Annotated in this window: 22 protein-coding genes; 17 read left to right on the top strand and 5 right to left on the bottom strand. The window is 52.3% G+C overall.

Annotated features, from left to right (window positions below):
* The first annotated feature begins 2 nt into the window (after positions 1-2).
* From atpA to DS743_RS01455, 9 genes are all read left to right on the top strand, one after another.
* Positions 3-1,514, top strand: a complete 1,512-nt coding sequence (gene atpA / locus DS743_RS01415; RefSeq protein WP_002880068.1) for a F0F1 ATP synthase subunit alpha — start codon at positions 3-5, stop codon at positions 1,512-1,514.
* Between the two features lie 10 nt (positions 1,515-1,524).
* On the top strand, positions 1,525-2,487 hold the full coding sequence (locus tag DS743_RS01420; RefSeq protein WP_035183537.1) for a F0F1 ATP synthase subunit gamma: 963 nt from the start codon (positions 1,525-1,527) through the stop codon (positions 2,485-2,487).
* Complete coding sequence (atpD, locus tag DS743_RS01425; protein ID WP_277986513.1) at positions 2,474-3,946, top strand: F0F1 ATP synthase subunit beta; 1,473 nt, start codon at positions 2,474-2,476, stop codon at positions 3,944-3,946. Before DS743_RS01420 ends, atpD begins: the two co-directional genes overlap by 14 nt.
* Before the next feature lie 11 nt (positions 3,947-3,957).
* Positions 3,958-4,398, top strand: coding sequence for a F0F1 ATP synthase subunit epsilon (locus DS743_RS01430; protein ID WP_035183532.1), 441 nt, complete (start codon positions 3,958-3,960; stop codon positions 4,396-4,398).
* 48 nt (positions 4,399-4,446) lie between these two features.
* Positions 4,447-4,677, top strand: a complete 231-nt coding sequence (locus tag DS743_RS01435; protein WP_004560494.1) for a DUF1146 family protein — start codon at positions 4,447-4,449, stop codon at positions 4,675-4,677.
* 85 nt (positions 4,678-4,762) lie between these two features.
* A complete protein-coding gene (locus tag DS743_RS01440; RefSeq protein ID WP_035183530.1) occupies positions 4,763-5,752 on the top strand; it encodes a rod shape-determining protein in 990 nt (329 codons plus the stop codon).
* 2 nt (positions 5,753-5,754) lie between these two features.
* Complete coding sequence (yidD, locus tag DS743_RS01445; RefSeq protein ID WP_003617406.1) at positions 5,755-6,042, top strand: membrane protein insertion efficiency factor YidD; 288 nt, start codon at positions 5,755-5,757, stop codon at positions 6,040-6,042.
* Positions 6,043-6,054: 12 nt separating this feature from the next.
* Positions 6,055-6,282, top strand: a complete 228-nt coding sequence (locus DS743_RS01450; protein WP_035183528.1) for a DUF2969 domain-containing protein — start codon at positions 6,055-6,057, stop codon at positions 6,280-6,282.
* A 24-nt stretch (positions 6,283-6,306) separates the two neighbouring features.
* Complete coding sequence (locus tag DS743_RS01455) at positions 6,307-7,497, top strand: FtsW/RodA/SpoVE family cell cycle protein (protein ID WP_013439315.1); 1,191 nt, start codon at positions 6,307-6,309, stop codon at positions 7,495-7,497.
* 71 nt (positions 7,498-7,568) lie between these two features.
* Here the strand turns inward: DS743_RS01455 and DS743_RS01460 are convergent, their stop codons facing one another.
* The 5 genes from DS743_RS01460 to rpsD form a co-directional block, all read right to left on the bottom strand.
* Positions 7,569-8,030 (bottom strand): universal stress protein, encoded by a 462-nt coding sequence (locus tag DS743_RS01460; protein WP_013439316.1) that lies wholly within the window; start codon positions 8,028-8,030, stop codon positions 7,569-7,571.
* Between the two features lie 57 nt (positions 8,031-8,087).
* A complete protein-coding gene (locus tag DS743_RS01465) occupies positions 8,088-8,372 on the bottom strand; it encodes a hypothetical protein (protein WP_003619118.1) in 285 nt (94 codons plus the stop codon).
* Between the two features lie 351 nt (positions 8,373-8,723).
* Entirely contained in the window at positions 8,724-10,028 is a 1,305-nt protein-coding gene (locus tag DS743_RS01470; RefSeq protein WP_035161853.1) for a replication-associated recombination protein A, read from the bottom strand.
* Positions 10,025-10,489 (bottom strand): YueI family protein, encoded by a 465-nt coding sequence (locus tag DS743_RS01475; RefSeq protein ID WP_013439320.1) that lies wholly within the window; start codon positions 10,487-10,489, stop codon positions 10,025-10,027. The genes DS743_RS01470 and DS743_RS01475 overlap by 4 nt, the downstream gene beginning before the upstream one ends.
* 124 nt (positions 10,490-10,613) lie before the next feature.
* Complete coding sequence (rpsD, locus tag DS743_RS01480; RefSeq protein WP_013439321.1) at positions 10,614-11,225, bottom strand: 30S ribosomal protein S4; 612 nt, start codon at positions 11,223-11,225, stop codon at positions 10,614-10,616.
* Between the two features lie 296 nt (positions 11,226-11,521).
* Between rpsD and ezrA the strand changes: the two genes are divergently transcribed.
* From ezrA to DS743_RS01520, 8 genes are all read left to right on the top strand, one after another.
* On the top strand, positions 11,522-13,240 hold the full coding sequence (ezrA, locus tag DS743_RS01485) for a septation ring formation regulator EzrA (RefSeq protein ID WP_013439322.1): 1,719 nt from the start codon (positions 11,522-11,524) through the stop codon (positions 13,238-13,240).
* Positions 13,241-13,325: 85 nt separating this feature from the next.
* Positions 13,326-14,483, top strand: coding sequence for a cysteine desulfurase family protein (locus tag DS743_RS01490; RefSeq protein ID WP_035161858.1), 1,158 nt, complete (start codon positions 13,326-13,328; stop codon positions 14,481-14,483).
* A gap of 2 nt (positions 14,484-14,485) precedes the next feature.
* A complete protein-coding gene (gene thiI, locus DS743_RS01495) occupies positions 14,486-15,703 on the top strand; it encodes a tRNA uracil 4-sulfurtransferase ThiI (protein WP_003617425.1) in 1,218 nt (405 codons plus the stop codon).
* Positions 15,703-16,428 (top strand): pseudouridine synthase, encoded by a 726-nt coding sequence (locus DS743_RS01500; RefSeq protein WP_035161860.1) that lies wholly within the window; start codon positions 15,703-15,705, stop codon positions 16,426-16,428. The genes thiI and DS743_RS01500 overlap by 1 nt, the downstream gene beginning before the upstream one ends.
* 262 nt (positions 16,429-16,690) lie before the next feature.
* Positions 16,691-19,330 carry a valine--tRNA ligase gene (locus DS743_RS01505; RefSeq protein WP_035183523.1) on the top strand — a complete coding sequence of 880 codons (2,640 nt, stop codon included), beginning with the start codon at positions 16,691-16,693 and terminating at the stop codon, positions 19,328-19,330.
* Positions 19,331-19,334: 4 nt separating this feature from the next.
* Positions 19,335-20,600, top strand: coding sequence for a bifunctional folylpolyglutamate synthase/dihydrofolate synthase (locus DS743_RS01510; protein WP_072544221.1), 1,266 nt, complete (start codon positions 19,335-19,337; stop codon positions 20,598-20,600).
* Positions 20,601-20,602: 2 nt separating this feature from the next.
* Complete coding sequence (locus tag DS743_RS01515) at positions 20,603-21,298, top strand: HAD family hydrolase (protein ID WP_080730891.1); 696 nt, start codon at positions 20,603-20,605, stop codon at positions 21,296-21,298.
* Positions 21,299-21,346: 48 nt separating this feature from the next.
* Entirely contained in the window at positions 21,347-21,961 is a 615-nt protein-coding gene (locus tag DS743_RS01520; RefSeq protein ID WP_016396348.1) for a JAB domain-containing protein, read from the top strand.
* Positions 21,962-21,972: the final 11 nt, after the last annotated feature.

Consider the following 21,972-nt stretch of genomic DNA (forward strand, 5'->3'; position numbering starts at 1 on the left):
CATTGAGCATTAAAGCGGAAGAAATCAGCTCTTTAATCAAGCAGCAACTTGAACACTACGACGATAAGCTGGACATCGAGGAAGTCGGTGTCGTAACTTACGTCGGCGATGGTATCGCCCGCGCTCACGGCTTGAACAATGTCTTGTCAAGTGAGCTTTTGCAGTTCGACAATGGTGCCTACGGTATCGCCCAAAACTTGGAAAGCAATGATGTCGGTATCATCATTCTGGGCAAGTTTGACGACATCCGTGAAGGCGACCGCGTGAAGCGAACTGGCCGGATTATGGAAGTTCCAGTTGGGGATGCTTTGATTGGCCGGGTTGTGAATCCACTTGGCCAGCCAGTTGACGGCTTAGGCGAAATCAAGACTGACAAGACTCGGCCAATCGAGTCAAAGGCGCCAGGCGTTATGCAGCGTCAGTCAGTTAACCAGCCTTTGCAAACTGGTATTAAGGCCATTGATGCGTTGGTGCCAATTGGCCGTGGTCAGCGTGAGCTGGTCATTGGTGACCGTAAGACTGGTAAGACCAGTTTAGCGATCGACACCATTTTGAACCAAAAAGGGCAGGACGTAATTTGTATTTACGTCTCAATTGGTCAAAAGGAATCAACTGTCAGAGCACAAGTTGAAACCTTGAAGAAGCTTGGGGCGATGGACTACACCATCGTGGTTGAAGCTGGTCCTTCAGAACCGGCACCAATGCTTTACATCGCGCCATATTCCGGGACCGCGATGGGGGAAGAATTCATGTACGCCGGCAAGGACGTCCTGGTTGTCTTTGACGACTTGTCCAAGCAGGCGGTTGCCTACCGTGAACTTTCCCTGCTGCTTCGCCGGCCACCTGGCCGTGAAGCCTACCCAGGTGACGTCTTCTACCTGCACTCACGTTTGTTGGAACGGAGTGCCAAGCTGAGCAAGGAACTGGGCGGCGGCTCATTGACTGCCCTGCCATTCATTCAGACTGAAGCCGGGGACATCTCCGCCTACATTCCAACCAACGTTATTTCCATCACTGACGGACAGATCTTCTTGCAAAGTGACCTGTTCTTCTCCGGTACGCGCCCAGCCATCGACGCCGGGGCTTCTGTTTCCCGTGTCGGCGGGGCCGCGCAGATCCCAGCCATGAAGAAGGTTGCTGGTACTTTGCGGACCGACCTGGCTTCATACCGGGAACTGGAAAGCTTTGCCCAGTTCGGCAGTGACCTGGACCAGGCAACGCAAGCCAAGCTGGCCCGCGGCCGGCGGACCGTCGAAGTATTGAAGCAGCCGCTGCACAAGCTGGTTGCCGTTGAAAAGCAGGTTGTCCTGCTTTACGCTTTGACCCATGGCTTTATGGACGCGGTGCCAGTCGATGATATTGCTCGCTTTGAACAAGAACTTTACACCGACTTTGACGCCAACCATGCTGATCTGTTAGCTGAAATCAAGTCAACTGGCAAATTGCCAGATGAAAACAAGCTTCAAGAAGCTCTTCAACAATTTGCATCCAGCTTTTCATCAAGTAACAAATAGGAGGTAGACTATGCCTGCATCTTTACTTGAATTGAAGAAGAGAATTGCTTCTGTCAAGCAAACGAGTAAGATTACTGAAGCCATGCACATGGTTTCAGCAGCTAAACTGAATCAGACTGAAAAAAGAGACAAGGGCTACCAGGAATACAACCAGCTGCTGCACCAAACCGTGTCCCGGCTGATGAGTGCCAGCGTGATCGACCACTTGAACAAGGCTAATTACCGCCTGACGCAAGACAACATTGACTCCATCGACTACGATGATGTCTTTGGGGTAGGGATCATTTCTGACATGATCAAGCCCCGTGAGGAAATTCACTCCGTGGGCTACCTGGTAGTTACTGGTGACCGTGGTCTGGTCGGCTCCTACAACAGCTCAGTCATCAAGCAGATGATGAGCCTGGTAGCTGACGACAAGCTGCAGGGCAGAGAGTCCAAGATCCTGTCAGTCGGCAGCGTTGGCTCCCAGTTCTTCAAGAAGAACAACCTGAACGTTGTCTACGAAAAAGGCGGCGTTTCAGACGTGCCAACCTTCAAGGAAACCCTGCCAATCGTCTCAACGGCGATCAAGATGTACTTGAACGGCGTTTATGACGAACTGTATGTTTGCTACACCCACCACGTGAATTCTTTGTCCTCAGCCTTCCGGGCCGAAAAGATGCTGCCGATCGTCGACCTTGACATCGGGACCATGGAAGCCAAGGAAAGCAAGAAGATTGAATTCGAAGTTGCCCCTGACATTGACAGCGTTTTGGCAACCTTACTGCCGCAATTCGCGCGGGCGGAAATCTATGGCGCCATTTTGGACGCCAAGACCGCCGAACACGCAAGTTCTATGACGGCCATGAAGAGTGCCACGGACAATGCCAAGGACCTTGTTTCTAGTCTTAGTTTGCAAATGAACCGTGCAAGACAAGCACAAATCACTACTGAATTGACTGAAATCGTCAGTGGTGCGAATGCACTTGAATAAGAGAAAAGGAGGTAGAAGTTTGAGTCAAGGTGAAATCGTTCAAGTAATCGGCCCTGTTGTCGACGTCAAGTTTCCAATTGGCAAAGACCTGCCAGACATCAACAATGCCTTGAAGGTTATCAAGTCAGACGACGACTCGATTATCCTTGAAGTTACTCTTGAACAAGGCGATGGCGTTTTGCGCTGCATCGCGATGGAATCTACCGATGGCCTTCGTCGTGGGATGAAGGTTGAAGATACTGGGAGCTCAATTTCCGTGCCAGTTGGTCCGGATACCTTGGGCCGGGTCTTCAACGTTTTAGGTCAACCGATTGATGGTGGTTCAGAATTTCCAGCTGACCACCCTCGCTCCGGGATCCACAAAGAAGCACCTAAGTATGATGAATTAACTACTAGCCGTGAAATCCTGGAAACCGGGATCAAAGTTATCGACTTGTTGGAACCATATCTTCGTGGTGGTAAGGTCGGTCTTTTCGGTGGTGCCGGGGTCGGCAAGACCACGATCATCCAGGAATTGATTCACAACATTGCCCAGGAACACAACGGTATTTCCGTCTTCACCGGTGTCGGGGAAAGAACCCGTGAAGGTAACGACCTTTACTTCGAAATGAAGGCATCTGGCGTTTTAGACAAGACCGCCATGGTCTTCGGGCAGATGAACGAGCCGCCTGGTGCCAGAATGCGGGTCGCTTTGACCGGTTTGACGATCGCTGAATACTTCAGAGACGTTGAAGGCCAGGACGTGCTGCTCTTCATCGACAATATCTTCCGGTTTACCCAGGCCGGTTCTGAAGTTTCTGCCTTGCTGGGCCGGATCCCTAGTGCCGTTGGTTACCAGCCAACTTTGGCAACGGAAATGGGTCAATTGCAAGAAAGAATCACTTCCACTAAGAAGGGGTCAATCACCTCTATCCAAGCCGTTTACGTTCCAGCCGACGACTACACTGACCCTGCGCCAGCGACTACTTTCGCCCACCTGGACGCGACGACCAACTTGGAACGTAGCCTGGTAGAACAAGGTATCTACCCGGCCGTTGACCCACTTGAATCAACTTCCAGTGCCCTGGACCCTGAAGTTGTCGGCCAGGAACACTACGACGTTGCGACCCGGGTTCAGCACATCCTGCAACGTTACCGCGAACTGCAAGACATCATCTCCGTTTTGGGTATGGATGAATTGTCAGATGAAGAAAAGCTGATCGTTGCCCGGGCACGTAGGATTCAGTTCTTCCTGTCACAAAACTTCTTCGTTGCCGAAGTCTTTACCGGCGTTCCAGGCTCATACGTTCCAATCAAGGAAACGATCAAGGGCTTCAAGATGATCCTCGACGGCCATCTTGACGACTTGCCTGAAGATGCCTTCAGAGGCGTTGGCCCGATCGAAGACGTTTTGAAGAAGGCGCAAAAGATGGGGGTTACCCCAAGCGATCCGGAAGCAAAAGCCTTATTAGAAAAGTAGGTTGATGCATCATGGCAGAAGCAGAGAAACTGTTTAAGATCAATATCGTTACGCCAAACGGGTTAATCTATTCTCACCGTGGCAGCTCCGTCTCAATGCGGGCTATTGACGGCGACCGGCAGATTTTGTACAACCACCTGCCGATTTTAACTCCGCTGACAATTGGTGAAGTCCGGGTTCAACGCGGCGCCGATGTCGACCACAAGGTTGATCACATCGCCGTCAGCGGGGGGATCATCGAATTCGCCAACAATGTGGCAACGATTATTGCTGACAACGCAGAACGCGCGCGCAACATTGACCTCAGTCGGGCTGAAGCTGCCAAGCAGCGGGCCGAGGCGCTCATCAAGGAAGCCAAGGAAAAGCACGACGAGCAGTTATTGGAGCGGGCTCAAATTGCTTTGCGGCGGGCTGTAAACCGGATTCACGTTTACGACGAGCTGCAGAAATAAGGGAAAAGAGCGGATTTATTCCGCTCTTTTTTTATGGTAGATTTTATTATGAGACAACTTGGAATTCACGCAATCATCAGCTTGGTGATCTACTTTGTTTGCATTGCCTTAGCCTTTCAGGCGATCAAAGCCGTCAGAATTGAGAAAATCATTCGGACCAGCCGGGTATTTGAAGCCCAGGTCTTCTTGATTTTTACGGCGATTGCCCTGGGCTATACGGTCGGCCAATTTTTGATCGCCTTGATAGATACTTCATTACAATTGTCTAACCTGTTTTAAAGAATAGGTTAAAGCTAAGCGGAAGCCGCTATACAGAGCGCTTTTATGGTACAATTAAAATTAATATGTTATGGAGGAAATAGACGTGTCAAAAGATATTGGTATTGATTTGGGGACCGCGAACGTTTTGATCAACGTTTCCGGCAAGGGCATTGTGATCGACGAGCCATCTGTTGTTGCCGTGGATACGAACACCAACAAGGTGGTCGCTGTCGGCACTGAAGCTTATGAAATGGTTGGCCGTACTCCTGGCAACATCCGCGTTATCCGGCCTTTGAAGGACGGGGTAATTGCTGATTTCGACATTACTGAAGCCATGCTGAGCTACTTTATTGAGAAGCTGAACGTCAAGGGCTTCATGAGCAAGCCGAACATTCTGGTCTGCGCCCCGACTGGCGTAACTTCAATTGAGCAAAAGGCCATCATCCAAGCCGCGGAAAAGTCAGGCGGCGGCAAGGTCTACCTGGACTATGAGCCAAAGGTAGCTGCCGTTGGTGCCGGCCTGGACATTTTCAAGCCGCAAGGTAACATGGTCATCGACATCGGCGGGGGGACGACTGACATCGCCATCCTGTCCATGGGCGAAATCGTGACTTCCAAGTCCCTGCGCTATGCCGGGGACCGGATGAACCAGGCCATCGTCAACTACATCAAGGCTAACCACCAGCTCTTGATCGGGATGCGGACGGCGGAAGCCATCAAGATTGAAATTGGTACCGCTACTGATCCAGACCCGGACGCAAGCATGAATGTCCGCGGCCGCGACACGATTGACGGCCTGCCAAAGCAGATCAAGGTAAACAGCTCTGAAGTAACTGAGGCCCTGCAAGAGGGCCTGCAAAGCATCATTGACACTACCAAGCAGGTTCTGCAGGAAACGCTGCCGGAATTGTCCGCTGACATCATCGACCGCGGGATTATGATCACCGGTGGTGGCGCCTTGCTGAAGAACATCGACAAGCTGATTGCCGACAGCCTGCAGGTTCCGGTTTTGATTGCTGAATCACCGCTTGAATCAGTTGCTTTGGGCACTGGCATCCTGCTGCAGCATATTGAAAAGCACGAACGTCACTAATAATGCGTCAAATAATGATTCTTCTAGTCCGCTTTTACCAGCGGGCAATCTCACCAATTTTGCCGGACAGCTGCCGTTTCTACCCGACCTGCTCCAGCTATATGATCACTGCTTTGGAAAAGCATGGTCCGCTTTTGGGACTGCTGATGGGCCTGGCAAGGATCCTGCGCTGCAATCCTTTTAACCGCGGCGGGGTGGATCCAGTACCGGACAAGTTTACCCTTTTGCGCAATCCCCACCCAGAAGAATATGAGGACGAAATTATTGCCAGAAAATTCCACAGTCACTAACGAGGAGGGAATATGTCAAGAAATCAAGAAAACATCGGGATCGAGGTCAACGAACTGTCTGGCCGCCGGGTACCGACTTGGGAAGTAGTCATTCCAAAGAAGCGCCAGATCGGCTTGATCGAGCAGGTTGACGGCAAGTTCCGGGTAACCAGCAGCAAGTCCAAGAACGTGATGTTTGCCAAGAGCATTGATGCCGGCATCAACGATCTGCTGGCCTACTTCACCTTGCACGAAAAATAATTTTTACGAATAAAGTGATAGTTAATGGCAAAAGTTCAAGAAGAAAGCAAATGGTATGACCGCATCGCCTGGGGAGTTATCATTCCCGTGGTCTTGCTGTCATTCGTCAGTTTCTATTCAATTTACAACGCGTCAGTCAATGACTCGACCTATGGGACGCCAACTAGAACAGTGGCCATGCAGATTGTCTGGTACACGGTTTCCTGGCTGATGGTGGCCTTCATCGTCCGCTTTGACGCCGAGCAGATCTTTAAGCTGGCCCCCTATCTGTATGGCTTGGGGATACTCATGCTGGTCGCGGTCCTCTTCCTGTATGACCGGACAACGGCTGCCAGCAGCGGGGCCAAGAGCTGGTTCGTCGTCGGACCTGTCAGCTTCCAGCCCTCAGAAGTCATGAAGCCGGCCTTTATCTTGCAGCTGGCCCGGGTCGTCAGAGAGCACAATGCGCGCTATGCCCACAACCTCAGAAATGACTGGCTCTTGATCGGCAAGGTCATGGCCTGGTTCCTGCCGGTGGCCATGCTGCTTATGCTGCAGCCTGACTTTGGGACCACCCTGGTCTTTGTCGCGATTACCGCGGGGATTCTCCTGGTTTCAGGGATTTCCTGGAAAATCATCATCCCGGTCTTTCTGCTCATGGTGGTCGTGGGCGTCGCTGTCATCCTCCTGGTCTTTACCAGTGAAGGGCAGACGATTCTGCGCCACTACTTCAAGACCTATCAGCTGGAAAGAATCAAGTCCTGGAGTGACCCGTCAGGGGACAACTCCAACAGCGCCTACCAGCTCTGGCAGAGCATGAAGGCGATCGGGTCCGGGCAGATTTTTGGCAATGGCTTTAACAATATCAAAGTCTACGTGCCAGTCCGGAACTCAGACATGATCTTCTCCGTGGTCGGCGAAAGCTTCGGCTTTGTCGGCGGGGTGGCCTTGATCGGAATTTACTTCGTCTTGATCGTGCAGATGGTCAAGATCACTTTCTCGACCAAGAACGCCTTCTATTCATATGTGTCCACAGGGATTATTATGATGATTTTGTTCCACGTCTTTGAAAATATCGGCATGAGCATTGATTTACTGCCCCTTACCGGGGTGCCCCTGCCATTTGTTTCACAGGGTGGGTCAGCTTTGATCGGGAATATGATCGGGATTGGCTTGATCCTCTCGATGAAGTGGCACAATAAGGACTACATGTTTAGCACGGCTGGCGACTTTTAACTGAATTTTTGAGAGCATACGAAAACCGCCTCGGTCAATCGACCGGGGCGGTTTTATTTATTTTACTGGACTTAGTCCAAGCCAGCCTTGTTGTGCCGAACGACCAGGATGTCGCAGTCAGCAGTTCTGGTGACGTATTCAGTCACGCTGCCGATGAGCAGGCGTTCAACGGCGTTCAAGCCGGTCGCGCCGATGACGATCAGGTCGATGTCATGCTTCTTCGGGAATTCCCGGCTGATGATGGCCTTTGGTGAGCCGAATTCGATGGAGTAGTGGACTTCCTTGACGCCGCTGTCTTGGGCAGACTGGTAGTACTTTTCCATCTTCTTCTTGGCGTCGTTGGAAACCTGCTCAACCATGGCTGAGTCAAAGCTGGAAACGTTCTGGAAGGACCGCGTGTCGATAACGTGGAGAATTTCCAGGCTGGCGTTCATGTGCTTGGCAACCGTTACGGCCTTCTTGAAAGCCAGGTCAGCTTCCTTGGAACCGTCAACGGCAACTTGGATATGTTTGTATTGGTATTGTTTAGTCATTTTTGCCACCTCTTCCTGTCTCTATTTTACCAAAAAAATGAAAGCATTTTAATAAATTTACTGATTGTTTTGCGAAAGCAGGAGGGCGAAGATAAAAATCGTCGCTGAGCCTAAAAAGAGGGTGATCAAGTTGAGATACTTGTTGTCAAAGAAGAGCAGGACGATTCCCAAGACGCTGATCGCCAGGAGCGTCCACGAGCAGATGGTCATCAAGCTATGGAGCTCCGGGGAGCTGGAGACGTCGAAGACCAGGAAGGCGCCGTTTCTCCGGTGCCAGAGGTACCAGGCGGTCAGCAGCAGGCAGGCGATAAAAATAATCATGAAAATACGGATGTAGAGCATCGGTTAAACTTTCTAGTTTTCACAGGAAGTGAAAACACACTGAGTAAGCTAGTGGCAGGAATAAACAAAAGAAGCGGCCCGAAGGACCGCTGTTATTGTCTAAGAAAATCCGAGTTGACCAAAGCATAAATGGCGCTGTTGATCCCGTAAAGAATTCACAAAATCCGGCCCGTCGCGCAGTGAATATGGATTCTGCGTGAGCAGCATTCCGATTCAGTAGTTACTGACAGGCCACCACGTCCTTAAGTTTGATCGGTCAACTAATTACAAATAAGCTTTCTGACGATCAACTCAGATCACTTATTATAATATAGAACCCAGCAGCCTTTGTCAAGTAAAATTATAGCGCTTTCATTTACCCTTAAGGCCTGCTTTCTGCAGGTCATGCAGGCGCTGGTACTGGCTCTTAAAAGCCGCTTCAAATTTGCTCTCGCCCTTAGGGGCAAAATACTGCTTGCCTTGCATGCGGTCAGGCAGATAAGCCTGGGCCACCCAGTCGCCCGGATAGTCGTGGGGGTAGAGGTAGCCAGTCCCGTGGCCCAGCTTGCTGGCCCCCTTGTAGTGGGCGTCTTTCAACTGGTCGGGAATCTGGCCGACATTGCTTTGGCGGATGTCGGCTAAAGCCGCGTCAATGGCCGTCATCGCAGAATTGCTCTTAGGAGACAAGCAGAGCTCGATAACAGCGTTGGCCAGGGGGATCCGGGCTTCCGGCAGGCCCAGCTGCTGGGCCGCCTGTACGGCCAAAATAGCCCGCTCACAGGCCGGGGGATTGGCCAGGCCGATGTCTTCGTAGGCAATCACGCTGAGGCGGCGGCAGATTGAGACCAGGTCACCTGATTCTAGAAGCCGGCCCAGGTAGTGCAGGCCCGCGTCAGTATCTGAGCCCCGGATGGACTTTTGAAAGGCGGATAAGAGGTCGTAGTGGCCGTCCCCGTCAGCGTCAAAGTTCTGGATCTTCATTTGCAAGGAATCCGCCATGTCATCCAGGGTGACCGTGAAGGAGAAGGCATCTTTGCCCTCAGCTTCCAGTTCCTGCTTGGTCGACAGGACTGCCAGCTCCAGGCTGTTTAAAGTGGCCCGCAGGTCTCCGTTGCCCTTTTGCGCCAAAAATTCTCCTGCTTCTTTCGTCAGCTTGGCATGGTATTTGCCCAGACCTCTTTCTTCATCGGTTAGGGCTCGGTCAACAGCCGTCAGGATCTCTTCCTCAGTCAACGGCTTTAGTTCAAAAATCTGGCAGCGGGACCGGATGGCCGGGGAGATGGCCAGGTAGGGATTTTCCGTGGTTGCCCCGATCATAATCACCTGGCCGGATTCAAGCAGCGGCAAAAGAAAGTCCTGCTTGACCTTGTTGAGCCGGTGAATTTCATCCAGCAGCAGAACGACCGTCCCGCTCATCTTGCCTTCAGCGGCGACCTGGGAGAGTTCCTTTTGCCCGTCAGTCGCCGCGTTGAGCTGGCGGAAGGCATACTTGCTACTGCCAGCAATCGCGCTGGCGATGCTGGTCTTGCCAATGCCGGGCGGGCCGTACAGGATCATGGACGAGAGCTGCCGGGCCTCAACCATCCGGCGGATGATCTTCTTAGGACCGACCAGGTGCTGCTGGCCGACGACCTGGTCGATGGACTGGGGCCGCATCCGGTAGGCTAAGGGCTTCATTTATTGCCCCCGAAGAATCTGGCCAAAAAGCCCTTTTTCTTTGGAGCAGGCAATTTCTCAGCCGGCAGGGGCGGGGCGTAGACCTGGGTCAATTCGATCCGCATCCGGTTGATGGCCTCCTTGCTGACGACCAGGATGGCGGAATCATCATCGCCTTTTCTGGCACTTTCGTCATTGACCAGGCAGAAGGGAACCTGCTCCTTGCTGGCCCGGCTTTCAATCTGGCCGACAAAGGTCGGGTTGGGGGTGTTGGCGTTGATCAAAATGGTGTAGCCCTTGTAGTCGGCAAAGTGGTCCATGAAGAGTTTGGTCAACTTGGCGTCTTCACAGTCCTTGATGGTCATGCGCACGAAAACCCGCTCCCTTAAAGAACCCAAAAAGCGCCGCCGCTCATCGGGCCTGGTCTGCGGAGTAATGCCATTCGCGGCGTTTTCGACTCTTTTGGTTAAATCTTCAGTCATGGCTTGATCCTTTCTAAAAATTAATACTGTCTTTTTCTGGCTCTAAAGCATATTATAACTGAACTTTTTGGGCAAGAAAAAAGCCTTTCCCAAAACTGGGAAAGACTTTGAAGCCGAATTGATATTACAGCAACTTGTTGTAGTATTCAACAACCAGGGCTTCGTCAATTTCTGGTTCCATTTCGTCACGTTCTGGGAAGCGAACCAATTGACCTTCCATCTTGTCTTCGTCAAATGAAACAAATGATGGACGTGAAGCAACAGCTTCCAAAGCGTCCTTAACTTGTTGCAGGTTCTTTGACTTTTCCTTCAAGCTAATGGTTTGACCAACTTTAACTTCGTATGAAGGAATGTCAACGCGCTTGCCATCAACAGTGATGTGGCCGTGGTTTACCAATTGACGGGCTTGTTCACGGGTAGTAGCCAAGCCGAGACGGTAAACAACGTTGTCCAAACGACGTTCAAGCAAGATCATGAAGTTGATACCGTGTTGGCCTTCACGGATCTTACCGGCGCGGACAAACAAAGTACGGAATTGGCGTTCGCTCAAACCGAACATCCAGCGCAGCTTTTGCTTTTCGTGCAATTGCATGCCGTATTCTGAAAGACGGCCGCGGTGGTTAGGACCGTGTTGACCTGGAACGTATGAACGACGAGCAAGTTCCTTGCCAGTGCCTGACAAAGAAATACCCAATCTTCTTGACCGCTTCCAACTTGGACCAGTGTATCTTGACATATAAAAATTCCTCCAATAAAAACAATAAAAATTGTTGGAGTAAAATAATCACAATATAAGCTCAACATTCGTGCATCCCGAGTTTACATTTTCGCCCGTGCAGCGTGGGTTACTCGTTCACTAAACGTCCCGGGATGTTGACGTTCTTGTCGCTTACGGCTGCAAATATTTTACACGTTGACCATTATAAGGGCTTTAGGCCCGGAAAGCAAGAAAAAAACGCAGAAAGTCTGGCAAAGTAGAAATGTTTCGGGGGCTAGTTTGGTATAATTAACTTTAGTTCGGAGGAGAAAGATATGTCATCAACACAATCTCTACTACTCATCACTTTAATTATCACGATCATCGTAGTGGTCATGGCCATGCTTTTGATCAACCGCCGGCAATTGCGCGATATTGAAGAGCTCGATAATGAGCTGGGCAATATGGAAGACCTGCACCTGGAGCGGGCGATTGGCAAGCTGGACCAAATGGAACTGGCTGGGGAAAGCCTGGCTACCCTCAATACCTGGAAGAAGAGCTACCAGAAGGCGGCTGAGCTTTTTCCGGAAATCCAGCGCTTGATTGAAGACGGGGCGGACGAAAATGCCCGCTACCGCCTGGTCAAGTCCCACCAAAGCATTAAGCAGGCCAGAGAACTGGTTGACTCTGTTTCTGAAGATGTCAAGAATTCATCCGACGTCTTCACCCAGCTTTTGGAATCAAACCGGGAAAACAAGGCCCAATATGACGAATTGATGCAGAGCTACCGGGAAATCCGCAAAGAAATTCTGGCCGATTCCTTTGACTACAGCGTGGCCCTGGAAGAAATCGAAAACCGCCTGTCAGCCATGGAGGAAGATTTTGCCCAGGCCAAGAATCTGTCAGCCCAGGGCGACCATGTCGAGGCTAAGCGGGTCTTGTCAAAGATCCGGGCGGACCTCACGGCCTTAAAGACCAAGCTGCCAGAAGTTAAAGAGGATCAGCACGACCTGCAGACCGTTTTTGCTGACCAGCTGGATGAAATCGCGGCTGGCTATAAGGAAATGCGGGATGCCAAGTACGGCTTCGGCAGCCTGGACGTTATGCTGGAAATCAGGAAAAGCAACGACCAGATCGACCGGTCCCTGGCGGCTTTGGCCCAGCTGGACTTAGAAGAGACCAGCAAGGGGATGAAGAAGGTCGAAAAGGAAATCAAGACCCTCTACGGAATCCTGGAGAAAGAATACAAGGCCCGGCCTTTTGTGGAAAAGAACCAGGACAAGCTGCAGCGGCTCTTGACTCACCAGCAGACCGTCAGCCAGCAGCTGATCAAGAAACTGCGCCATATCGACGAAAGCTATGAACTGACCCACGGGGAACTGGACGAAAGCCGGGAGCTTGAAAGAGAAGTCCACAAGATGGATTCTGACTACATCCGGGCCAGCCAGCGGATCGCTGACGGCCGGGCCGTCTACTCTGAAGTCCAGGACGACTGGATCAAGATCCTGGGCCGCCTGCAGGAGATTGGCAAGCGCCAGCAGGAATTGTCGGAAGCAGTTGACGGCCTCTATGAGGCGGAAGAAGTGGCTCAGCGGTCAATCAAGGAATTCAAGCAGCAGGTCTCTTTGGTTTACCGCCACCTCAGCCGGCAGAATCTGCCGGGGATTCCGGAAGGTTTTTTGCAAATGTACACCCTGGTCATTAATGAAATCAGCAAGACCAGCGGGGAGCTCAACCAGGTCCGGATCAACATGGAGAAGATCTCTGAAGAACTGGTGCAAATCTCAGATGACGTTGATCGCCTGCAAAGAGAAGCGGAAGACATTATCAGTTCAGCCAATCTTTTTGAACTGACCATGCAGTATTCCAACAAGTTCCTGGACAATGAAACTGTCGTCCGGGCCCGCAGAAATGCCATGAAGCTGTATGACCGGGACTACAACTACAAGGATGCCCTGGACACGATCGCCACGGCGGTGGAGCGGGCTGAGCCAGGCAGCTACCAGCGGATTGAAAATGCCTATTATCAAGAGCAAAAAGAACTTATTGATTGAATCCAAGCGGATTTTGGACTAAAATAGAATATCATTTGTAATTAAGCGGTCATTAAAATGGCTGCTTTTTTAAGGAGCAAGAAGCGTGATTTATTTTGACAACAGTGCCACGACCAAGATGGCGCCTGAAGCATTAGAGACCTACAGCCAGGTGGTGACCAAGATCTGGGGCAACCCTTCCAGCCTGCACAAGCTGGGTGACCGGGCCCATGGCCTGCTGGAAGCTTCCCGCAAGCAGGTTGCAGACTTGCTGGGAGTAAATACCGACGAGATCTACTTTACTTCCGGCGGGACGGAATCCAACAACACGGCCATCAAGGGGACGGCCTGGGCCAAGCGGGAATTTGGCAAGCACATCATTACCTCATCCGTTGAGCATGCCTCAGTGGCTAATACTTTTACCGAACTGGAAAACCTGGGCTTCCGGGTTACCCGCCTGCCAGTTGACAAGGAAGGCCGGGTTAATCCGGAAGACTTGAAAGCGGCCTTGGACAAGGATACGACCTTGGTCTCCATTATGGGCGTCAATAACGAAATCGGGACCATCCAGCCGATCAAGGAAATTTCTGAAATCCTGGCAGACTACCCGAACATCCACTTCCATGTTGATAATGTCCAGGCTCTGGGCAAGGGGATCTGGGACCAGGTCTTCACCTCCCGGGTCGACATGATGAGCTTTTCTTCCCACAAGTTCCATGGCCCGCGCGGTATCGGCATTTTGTACAAAAAGCGCGGCCGGATGCTGATGCCTTTGTGTGAAGGCGGCGGCCAGGAGAAGGGCTTGAGAAGCGGGACGGAAAACCTGGCAGCCATCGCGGCCATGGCCAAGGCAGCCCGCTTGCTTTTGACGGACGAAAAGGAAAAGGCGGACAGAGAATACGCCATTAAGGAAAAGATCAGCAAGTACTTGACAGGTAAGCCGGGCATCCATATCTTCTCTCCTTTGAAGGCAAACTTTGCCCCCCACATCCTCTGCTTTGCTTTAGAGGGGATCCGGGGCGAGACCCTGGTCCACACTTTGGAAGACCAGGACATCTACATTTCCACCACTTCTGCCTGCGCCTCAAAGAAGGCGGACGAAGCCAGCACTTTGGTGGCGATGAAGACGCCAGATGCGATCGCCACCAGTGCCGTCCGGCTTAGCTTTGACGAAAGCAATACTTTAGAAGAAGCAGACGAATTCATCGCGGCTTTTGACGAGATTTACCAGCACTTTGCCAAGATCAACCACTTAGGAGAATAAATTTGCAATACACAGAAATCATGATTCGCTACGGCGAACTGTCCACCAAGGGCAAGAACCGGAAGGACTTTATCAACCGTCTTGCCAGCAATGTCCAGAAGGTTTTGCACGACTTCCCGGATCTGAAGATCCAGACCCACCACGACCGGATGCACATCCTTTTGAACGGGACCCCTTTTGAGCCGGTCAATGACCGCTTAAAGGTCGTTTTCGGGATCCAGACCTATTCCCCAGTCATCAAGACTGAAAAGAGCCTGGAAGCCATTGAAAAAACTGCCCTGGAACTGATGCAGGCAACTTACAAGGCCGGCATGACCTTCAAGGTCAATACCAGAAGAAGCGACCACAAGTTTATCTACGACACTAACCAATTGACCCAAATGGTGGCTGACTACCTTTATAACCACATGGAAGGCCTGCAGGCGGAAATGAAGCACCCGGACATGGTCCTGCTTTTGGAAATCCGCCAGGACGGAGCCTACATCTCCAACCAGCTTCTGCATGGGGCAGGCGGGATGCCAGTTGGCACGGCCGGCAAGGCAGTGATGATGCTGTCCGGCGGGATCGACTCTCCGGTAGCTTCCTACCTGGCCATGAAGCGGGGCGTGAACATCGAAATGGTCCACTTCTTCTCACCGCCGTACACTTCTGAAAAGGCCCTGGCCAAGGCCAAGGAACTGACCAGCGTTCTGGCCAAGTACAGCGGCCGGATCAACTTCATCGAAGTACCTTTTGCTGAAATCCAGGAAACGATCAAGGAAAAGCTGCCTGAGGGCTACTTGATGACTGTTCAGCGCCGCTTCATGCTGCGTCTGGCCGATATTATCAGGGAAAAGCGGCACGCTTTGGCCATCTTCAACGGGGAATCAGTTGGCCAGGTGGCTTCCCAAACCTTGGAATCCATGGCAGCCATCAATGACGTGACGACCACTCCAGTATTGCGGCCAGTTGCCACCATGGACAAGACTGAAATCATCGCCAAGGCCGAAGAAATCGGGACCTTTGACTTGTCCATCCAGCCATTTGAAGACTGCTGCACCATCTTTGCCCCGCCGCGGCCAAAGACCAAGCCAAAGATCGACAAGGCCCGGGAATATGAAAGCCGCCTGGACGTTGACGGCTTGATTGAGCGGGCCTTAGCCGGGGTCAAGGTTACTCCGATCTACCCGGGCCAGAGCTTCCTTGACGACCTGGCTGAAGAAGACGCGGACCTGCTTTAATGCTGCGCCTGGACAAATTTTTGGCCAACATGAAGGTGGGCTCCAGGTCCCAGGTTCATGAGATCATTAAGGCCGGCCAGGTGACGGTCAACGGGAAGGTCTGCCGGTCAGCCAAGCAGAAGGTGAAAGAGGATGCGGAAGTTCTGGTTAATGGCCAGGCAGTTATCTACCAGCAATACCACTACTTTTTGCTCAATAAGCCAGCTGGCGTCTTGTCGGCAACAGAAGACTCCCGGCAAAAGACCGTCCTGGACCTGCTAAAAGACCAGGACCGTTATCAGAAAATCGCTCCAGTGGGCCGCTTGGACAAGGACACGACCGGCCTCTTGCTTTTGACCAATGACGGCCAATTGGCCCACCAGCTCCTGGCTCCGGAATACCATGTGCCTAAGACCTATTACGCGCTTTTGGCCGGAGTAGCCGACGAAGAAACGGCCAAGGCAATTGCGGCGGGCCTCACTTTAAAAGATGGAACGGAATTAAAGCCGGGCCAGCTGAAGATCTTGCGGCAAGACAAGGACCAGGAGCAGTCAGAAATCGAGATCACCATTACCGAAGGCAAATACCACCAGGTCAAGCGGATGTTTGCCTCCCAGGGGATGAAGGTCTTAAAGCTTAAGCGGCTGAGCATGGGGCCTTTGACTTTGCCGGCTGATTTAGCTCCTGGCTCTTACCGGCCTTTGACAGAAGAAGAGCTGGCGGCCTTAAAGCAAGTTGCCCTTTAATGGCTGAAAAAATTATGCTATACTTTGTGACAAAGCCAAGATCAAGAGGTGGCGCTTCATGACAGAGAAAGGTCATTTAAGCTGAGAGACCGGAAGGCGCCTGGTAGCTTGATTCGCTGGCCGGCTGAACCAGGAGTAAGCCGGTCCGGTACCCGCGCCGTTACCGCGTTTAAGCGGAGCATTATGCTCAATTTAGGTGGTACCGCGGTTATATATCGTCCTAGACATTTACTTGTCTGGGACTTTTTTTTGGAGGAAATTTATGACAGAATTAGCACCAAAATACAACCCGCAAGAGGTTGAAGCTGGCCGCTATCAAGAATGGCTGGACGAGGACTTGTTCAAGCCGTCCGGTGACAAGAAGGCCAAGCCTTACTCAATCGTTATCCCGCCGCCAAACGTTACTGGCAAGCTGCACCTGGGCCACGCCTGGGACACGGCAATTCAAGATACCTTGATCCGCTACAAGCGGATGCAGGGCTACGACACCCTTTACCTGCCAGGCATGGACCACGCCGGCATCGCCACCCAGGCCAAGGTTGAAGCCCGCCTGCGTGAACAAGGGGTCAGCCGCTATGACCTGGGCCGGGAAAACTTCGTGGAAAAGGTCTGGGAATGGAAGGACGAATACGCCAACATCATCAAGAGCCAGTGGCAAAAGCTGGGTCTGTCCCTGGACTACAGCCGGGAACGCTTCACTCTTGACAAGGGCCTGTCCAAGGCTGTCCGCCGGGTTTTCGTTCAGCTCTATAATGAAGGCTTGATCTACCGGGGCGAATATATCATCAACTGGGACCCGAAGCTGCGGACGGCTTTGTCTGACATCGAAGTTGTCCACCAGGATGACCAAGGGGCCTTCTACCACATCAACTACCCGCTGGCTGACGGCTCTGGCAGCGTGGAAATTGCTACTACCCGGCCGGAAACCATGTTTGGTGACACGGCCGTGGCTGTTGCCCCAGGGGATGAACGCTACAAGGACCTGGTGGGCAAGAAGCTAATTCTGCCGCTGGTTGGCCGGGAAATCCCGATCATTGAAGACCAACACGTCGACCCGGAATTCGGGACCGGTTTGGTGAAGATCACTCCCGCCCACGACCCGAACGACTTTGAAGTTGGCAACCGGCATGACCTGCCGCGGATCAACGTGATGAACGATGACGGGACCATGAACGACAAGGCGGGCAAGTACGCCGGCATGGACCGCTTTGACTGCCGTAAGCAGCTGGTTGAAGACCTCAAGGCTGAAGGCTACTTGATCAAGGTTGAACCAATCGTTCACTCAGTTGGCCACTCTGAACGCTCCGGCGTGCAAGTTGAACCCCGCCTGTCCACCCAATGGTTCGTCAAGATGAAGCCACTGGCTGACAAGGTTTTGGAAAATCAAAAGGGTGAAGGCAGAGTTAACTTCGTGCCTGACCGCTTTGAAGGCACTTTGGAGCGGTGGATGGAAAACGTCCACGACTGGGTCATCTCCCGCCAGCTCTGGTGGGGCCACCGGATTCCTGCCTGGTACAACAAGCAGACCGGGGAAATGTACGTCGGTGAAGAAGCGCCAGCAGACATTGAAAATTGGGACCAGGACCAGGACGTTTTGGACACCTGGTTCTCCAGTGCCCTCTGGCCATTCTCAACTTTGGGCTGGCCGGATGAAGACTCAGCTGACTTCAAGCGCTACTTCCCAACCAACGCCCTGGTAACTGGCTACGACATCATCTTCTTCTGGGTTTCCCGGATGATCTTCCAAAGCTTGCACTTCACCGGCGAGCGGCCATTTGACAATGTCGTTTTGCACGGCTTGATCAGAGACGAGCAGGGGCGGAAGATGTCCAAGTCCCTAGGCAACGGGATCGACCCAATGGACGTCATCGACAAGTACGGCGCTGACGCTTTGCGCTGGTTCCTGTTGAACGGGACCGCGCCTGGCCAGGACACCCGCTTCAGCTACACCAAGATGGACGCTGCCTGGAACTTTATCAACAAGCTCTGGAATGCCAGCCGTTTCGTCATCATGAACCTGCCGGAAGATGCCAAGCCAGCCCAAAAGCCAGATACCAGCAAGTTTGACCTGGCTGACGCCTGGATTTTTGACCGCTTGAACCACACCGTTAAGGAAACTAACCGCCTCTTTGACGAATTCCAATTCGGGGAAGCCGGCCGGGAAATGTACAACTTCATCTGGAACGACTTCTGTGACTGGTACATCGAAATCTCCAAGGTTGCCCTCTACGGCGACGACGCAGAACTGAAGGCCAGAAAGCAGGCCAACTTGACCTGGATTCTGGACCAGATTCTCCGCCTGATCCACCCAATCATGCCATTCGTGACGGAAAAGCTCTGGCTGTCCATGCCGCATGAAGGCAAGTCCATCATGACCGCTGCTTACCCGGAAGCCCACGCTGAGTTTGACAATGCCAAGGCTGACGAAGACATGGCCTTCTTGATCGAAATCATCAAGGCTGTCCGGACCATCCGGATGGAAGTGAACGCTCCAATGTCCAGCGCCATCGACATCTTGATCCAGCTGGATGACGAAAAGAATGAAGCAATTCTGCGGGACAACATGGAATACGTGGAAAACTTCCTGCACCCGAAGAAGCTGGAAATCTCCGGCAAGATCAAGGCGCCGAAGTTAGCTAAGACGGCTGTGATCGCCGGGGCCCAGATCTTCGTTCCACTGTCAGAACTGGTTGACCTGGACGAAGAAATCGCCAAGATGGGCAAGGAAGAAGCCCGCCTGGAAGCTGAAGTTGACCGGGCAAGCAAGAAGCTGGCCAACAAGGGCTTTGTTGACCACGCGCCAGCTGCCGTGGTTGAAAAGGAAAAGGGCAAGCTGGCCGAATATGAAAGCCAGCTGGCCGGCGTGCGCGACCGCATCAAGGAATTGAAAGAAAGTCGTTAAAGACGTGAAATTTAGGACAGTTAATGAACTTACCGCTTACCTCTATCATTTGCCGCGCTTGCACGAAAAGAGCGACCTGACCTATGTCAAAAGGGTGCTCAAGGCTCTGGGGGATCCCCAGGACAAGGTCAAGTGCTGCCACATTACTGGAACCAACGGCAAGGGCTCAACTGCATATTACCTGAGCAATCTGCTCCAAAAGGCCGGTCAGCAGACTGGCCTTTTTGTTTCGCCCTTTATCATCCGCTTTAACGAGCGGATCCAGCTGAACGGGCAGGCAATCGCGGATGAGGACCTGCTGGAAGTGGCAAATGAAGTTGAAGCCGCAGTCGGCCACTTGCGGGAAGAAGAGGCAGATTTTGCCCTGGTGACCTTTGAATATGAAGTTGCCATGGCCTTCCTCTTTTTTGCCAAGCAAAAATGTGATTACGCGGTTATTGAAGTCGGCATCGGGGCCGAGCATGACAAGACCAATGTGATGACGCCAGTAGTCAGCTTGATTACCACTATCGGCCTTGACCATGAGCAGATCATCGGACCGACTTTGGCTGATATTGCCAAAGAAAAGAGCGGGATCATCAAGCCGGCTGTCCCGGTCATCCTCGGTGACATCCCAGCCAGCGTAAAGGGAATCGTTGAAGAAAAAATAACTAAATCAGCTAGTCCTTCTTACTGGCTGGGCCGGGACTTCCAGGTCAAGGAAGAAAAAGCAGGCTATGAGCTTGCAGTTGCCGGGCAAAATTACCAGTTGCCGGCCTGGCCCCGGCCAGAAGCTAAAGACGCGGCCATGGCCTTGGCGGCTTTTGCCCTTTTGCCGCTTACTTTAAGTGAAAAGGCAGCTGAAGCCGCCTTAACCCAGACCGCGGTTCCTGGCCGCTACCAACGCCTGGAAAAGGCGGGATGCAGCTTTTTACTGGATGGGGCCCACAATGTCCAGGCTGGAAGCGAACTTTTGCCATATGCCCGCCGCCTGGCCAAGGATAAAGGCGGCCGGCTTTTGGTCTTAGCTGGCATGATGAAGGACAAGGACTTGAGTGACTTTCTGACTCTGCTGAAAAATGAAAAAGTCACCTTGACCAGCCTGGCTTACCCGCGGGCAGCTAAAAAAGCTGACTTCCCGGCCTGGGTCCAGGAAAAATTTGCCTATGAGGGCGATTTGGGCCAGGCATTAAAGCAAGTGATGGCGGAAGCTGGAGACCGGGACTTGATCTTGGTTACGGGTTCATTTTACTTGGTCAGCGCGGTCTTGCAGCTTCTGCAGAGTGCCTGAGCATGAAGGGGGAAAATATGCGTGTTGCAGGTTTAAAGGCGGACAAGCAGGGGGTCATTTTTGACATGGACGGCCTCCTGGTCAACTCCGAAGAGCTCTACTGGCAGGCCAATATCCAGGCCGCCCGGGAATACAAGCTGGGCATCAGCGATGATGCTTACCTGGACCTGGTTGGAGCCAGCGTCAAGGCCATGGATGCCTTTTATGAAAAATATTTTCCAAGCGATGAGGTCCGCCAGGCTTTTGTAAAGCGGACCGACGACCTGGTCTGGGAATGGACCGACCAGGGCAAGCTGAAGCTGAAGGCCGGGGTCAAGGAGGCTCTGGAGCACTTTAATGACCTGGGCTTAACCGTCGGGATCGCCAGCAACAACTATAAGAGCGTGGTTGACCACAATCTCTGGGTGACCGGCTGCCGGAACAGCTTTGACTTTATCGTCACCCATGACGAAGTTGCTGAGAAAAAGCTCCGGTCCAAGCCTTTCCCGGACCTCTATCTGGCTGCCCAAGAGCGCAGCGGCCTGGGTAAAGACCAGCTCTTGATCTTTGAAGACTCCAGCATGGGGGTCGAAGCGGCGGAAAATGCTGGGATTGACTGCGTCATGATTCCCGACATCAAGCCCGCTTCAGCCGAAGACCGGGCCAGAGCCCAGCTGATTTGCCCAGACTTTTTTGACTTTTTGAAAAAAATTTCTTAGTTTTTGGCGTAATTAGTAGTAGAGCGTAAAAATAAGGAGGAAATGCAAATGACCGAAACTACGCAAAACTACTATTATGTTGAAAGTGACCGCGACCTGCTCAAGCTGCTCTTTGACCAGCTGCCCTGCCAGAGTCTGGAAGACCTGTTGCAGCTACTGGATCAAAAGCACATTGCCAGCTTCAAGGACATCTTGGACTACACGTCAGGACCGGACTGCCCCAATGATCTGGCCTTGACCATCGAGGTGGCCATGGACCGATTGCGGCGGACTGACATGCGGCGCAGCTCTGACTGGGCCAGCAGCTCTAAGATTGGCAACTACCTGGCTAATAAACTGCTGGGGCAAAAGCAGGAGCAGTTCTGGGTCCTCTATTTTGACCAGCAGCAGAATCTCCTGGGGGAAAAAATGCTTTTCCAAGGCACCCTGGACCGGTCCTGGGTTCACCCCAGAGAAATCTTCCGCTGGGCGGTGGTCTACGGCTGCGCCAGCATCATCGTGGCCCACAACCATCCCAGCGGGGCGCTGACCCCGTCAGACAATGACCTGGAATTGACCAAGGGCTTGAAAAAAGCCAGCAAGATCATGAAGATCACCTTTTTGGACCACTTCATCATCGGCGGGGGTGAATATTTGAGCCTGCGGGAGCGGGAATTGTTTTAAAATTAGCTTAA

The organism is Lactobacillus leichmannii, from assembly GCF_024701915.1.
GTDB classification, from domain to species: Bacteria; Bacillota; Bacilli; order Lactobacillales; family Lactobacillaceae; genus Lactobacillus; species Lactobacillus delbrueckii.

Excerpts from the sequence above, each read along its gene's own strand:
- DS743_RS01420 (WP_035183537.1), top strand. The coding sequence starts at position 1,525 with ATGCCTGCATCTTTACTTGAATTGAAGAAGAGAATTGCTTCTGTCAAG.
- atpD (WP_277986513.1), top strand. The coding sequence starts at position 2,474 with ATGCACTTGAATAAGAGAAAAGGAGGTAGAAGTTTGAGTCAAGGTGAA.
- DS743_RS01430 (WP_035183532.1), top strand. The coding sequence starts at position 3,958 with ATGGCAGAAGCAGAGAAACTGTTTAAGATCAATATCGTTACGCCAAAC.
- DS743_RS01435 (WP_004560494.1), top strand. The coding sequence starts at position 4,447 with ATGAGACAACTTGGAATTCACGCAATCATCAGCTTGGTGATCTACTTT.
- yidD (WP_003617406.1), top strand. The coding sequence starts at position 5,755 with ATGCGTCAAATAATGATTCTTCTAGTCCGCTTTTACCAGCGGGCAATC.
- DS743_RS01450 (WP_035183528.1), top strand. The coding sequence starts at position 6,055 with ATGTCAAGAAATCAAGAAAACATCGGGATCGAGGTCAACGAACTGTCT.
- DS743_RS01455 (WP_013439315.1), top strand. The coding sequence starts at position 6,307 with ATGGCAAAAGTTCAAGAAGAAAGCAAATGGTATGACCGCATCGCCTGG.
- DS743_RS01460 (WP_013439316.1), bottom strand. The coding sequence starts at position 8,030 with ATGACTAAACAATACCAATACAAACATATCCAAGTTGCCGTTGACGGT.
- DS743_RS01465 (WP_003619118.1), bottom strand. The coding sequence starts at position 8,372 with ATGCTCTACATCCGTATTTTCATGATTATTTTTATCGCCTGCCTGCTG.
- DS743_RS01470 (WP_035161853.1), bottom strand. The coding sequence starts at position 10,028 with ATGAAGCCCTTAGCCTACCGGATGCGGCCCCAGTCCATCGACCAGGTC.
- DS743_RS01475 (WP_013439320.1), bottom strand. The coding sequence starts at position 10,489 with ATGACTGAAGATTTAACCAAAAGAGTCGAAAACGCCGCGAATGGCATT.
- rpsD (WP_013439321.1), bottom strand. The coding sequence starts at position 11,225 with ATGTCAAGATACACTGGTCCAAGTTGGAAGCGGTCAAGAAGATTGGGT.
- ezrA (WP_013439322.1), top strand. The coding sequence starts at position 11,522 with ATGTCATCAACACAATCTCTACTACTCATCACTTTAATTATCACGATC.
- DS743_RS01500 (WP_035161860.1), top strand. The coding sequence starts at position 15,703 with ATGCTGCGCCTGGACAAATTTTTGGCCAACATGAAGGTGGGCTCCAGG.
- DS743_RS01505 (WP_035183523.1), top strand. The coding sequence starts at position 16,691 with ATGACAGAATTAGCACCAAAATACAACCCGCAAGAGGTTGAAGCTGGC.
- DS743_RS01515 (WP_080730891.1), top strand. The coding sequence starts at position 20,603 with ATGAAGGGGGAAAATATGCGTGTTGCAGGTTTAAAGGCGGACAAGCAG.
- DS743_RS01520 (WP_016396348.1), top strand. The coding sequence starts at position 21,347 with ATGACCGAAACTACGCAAAACTACTATTATGTTGAAAGTGACCGCGAC.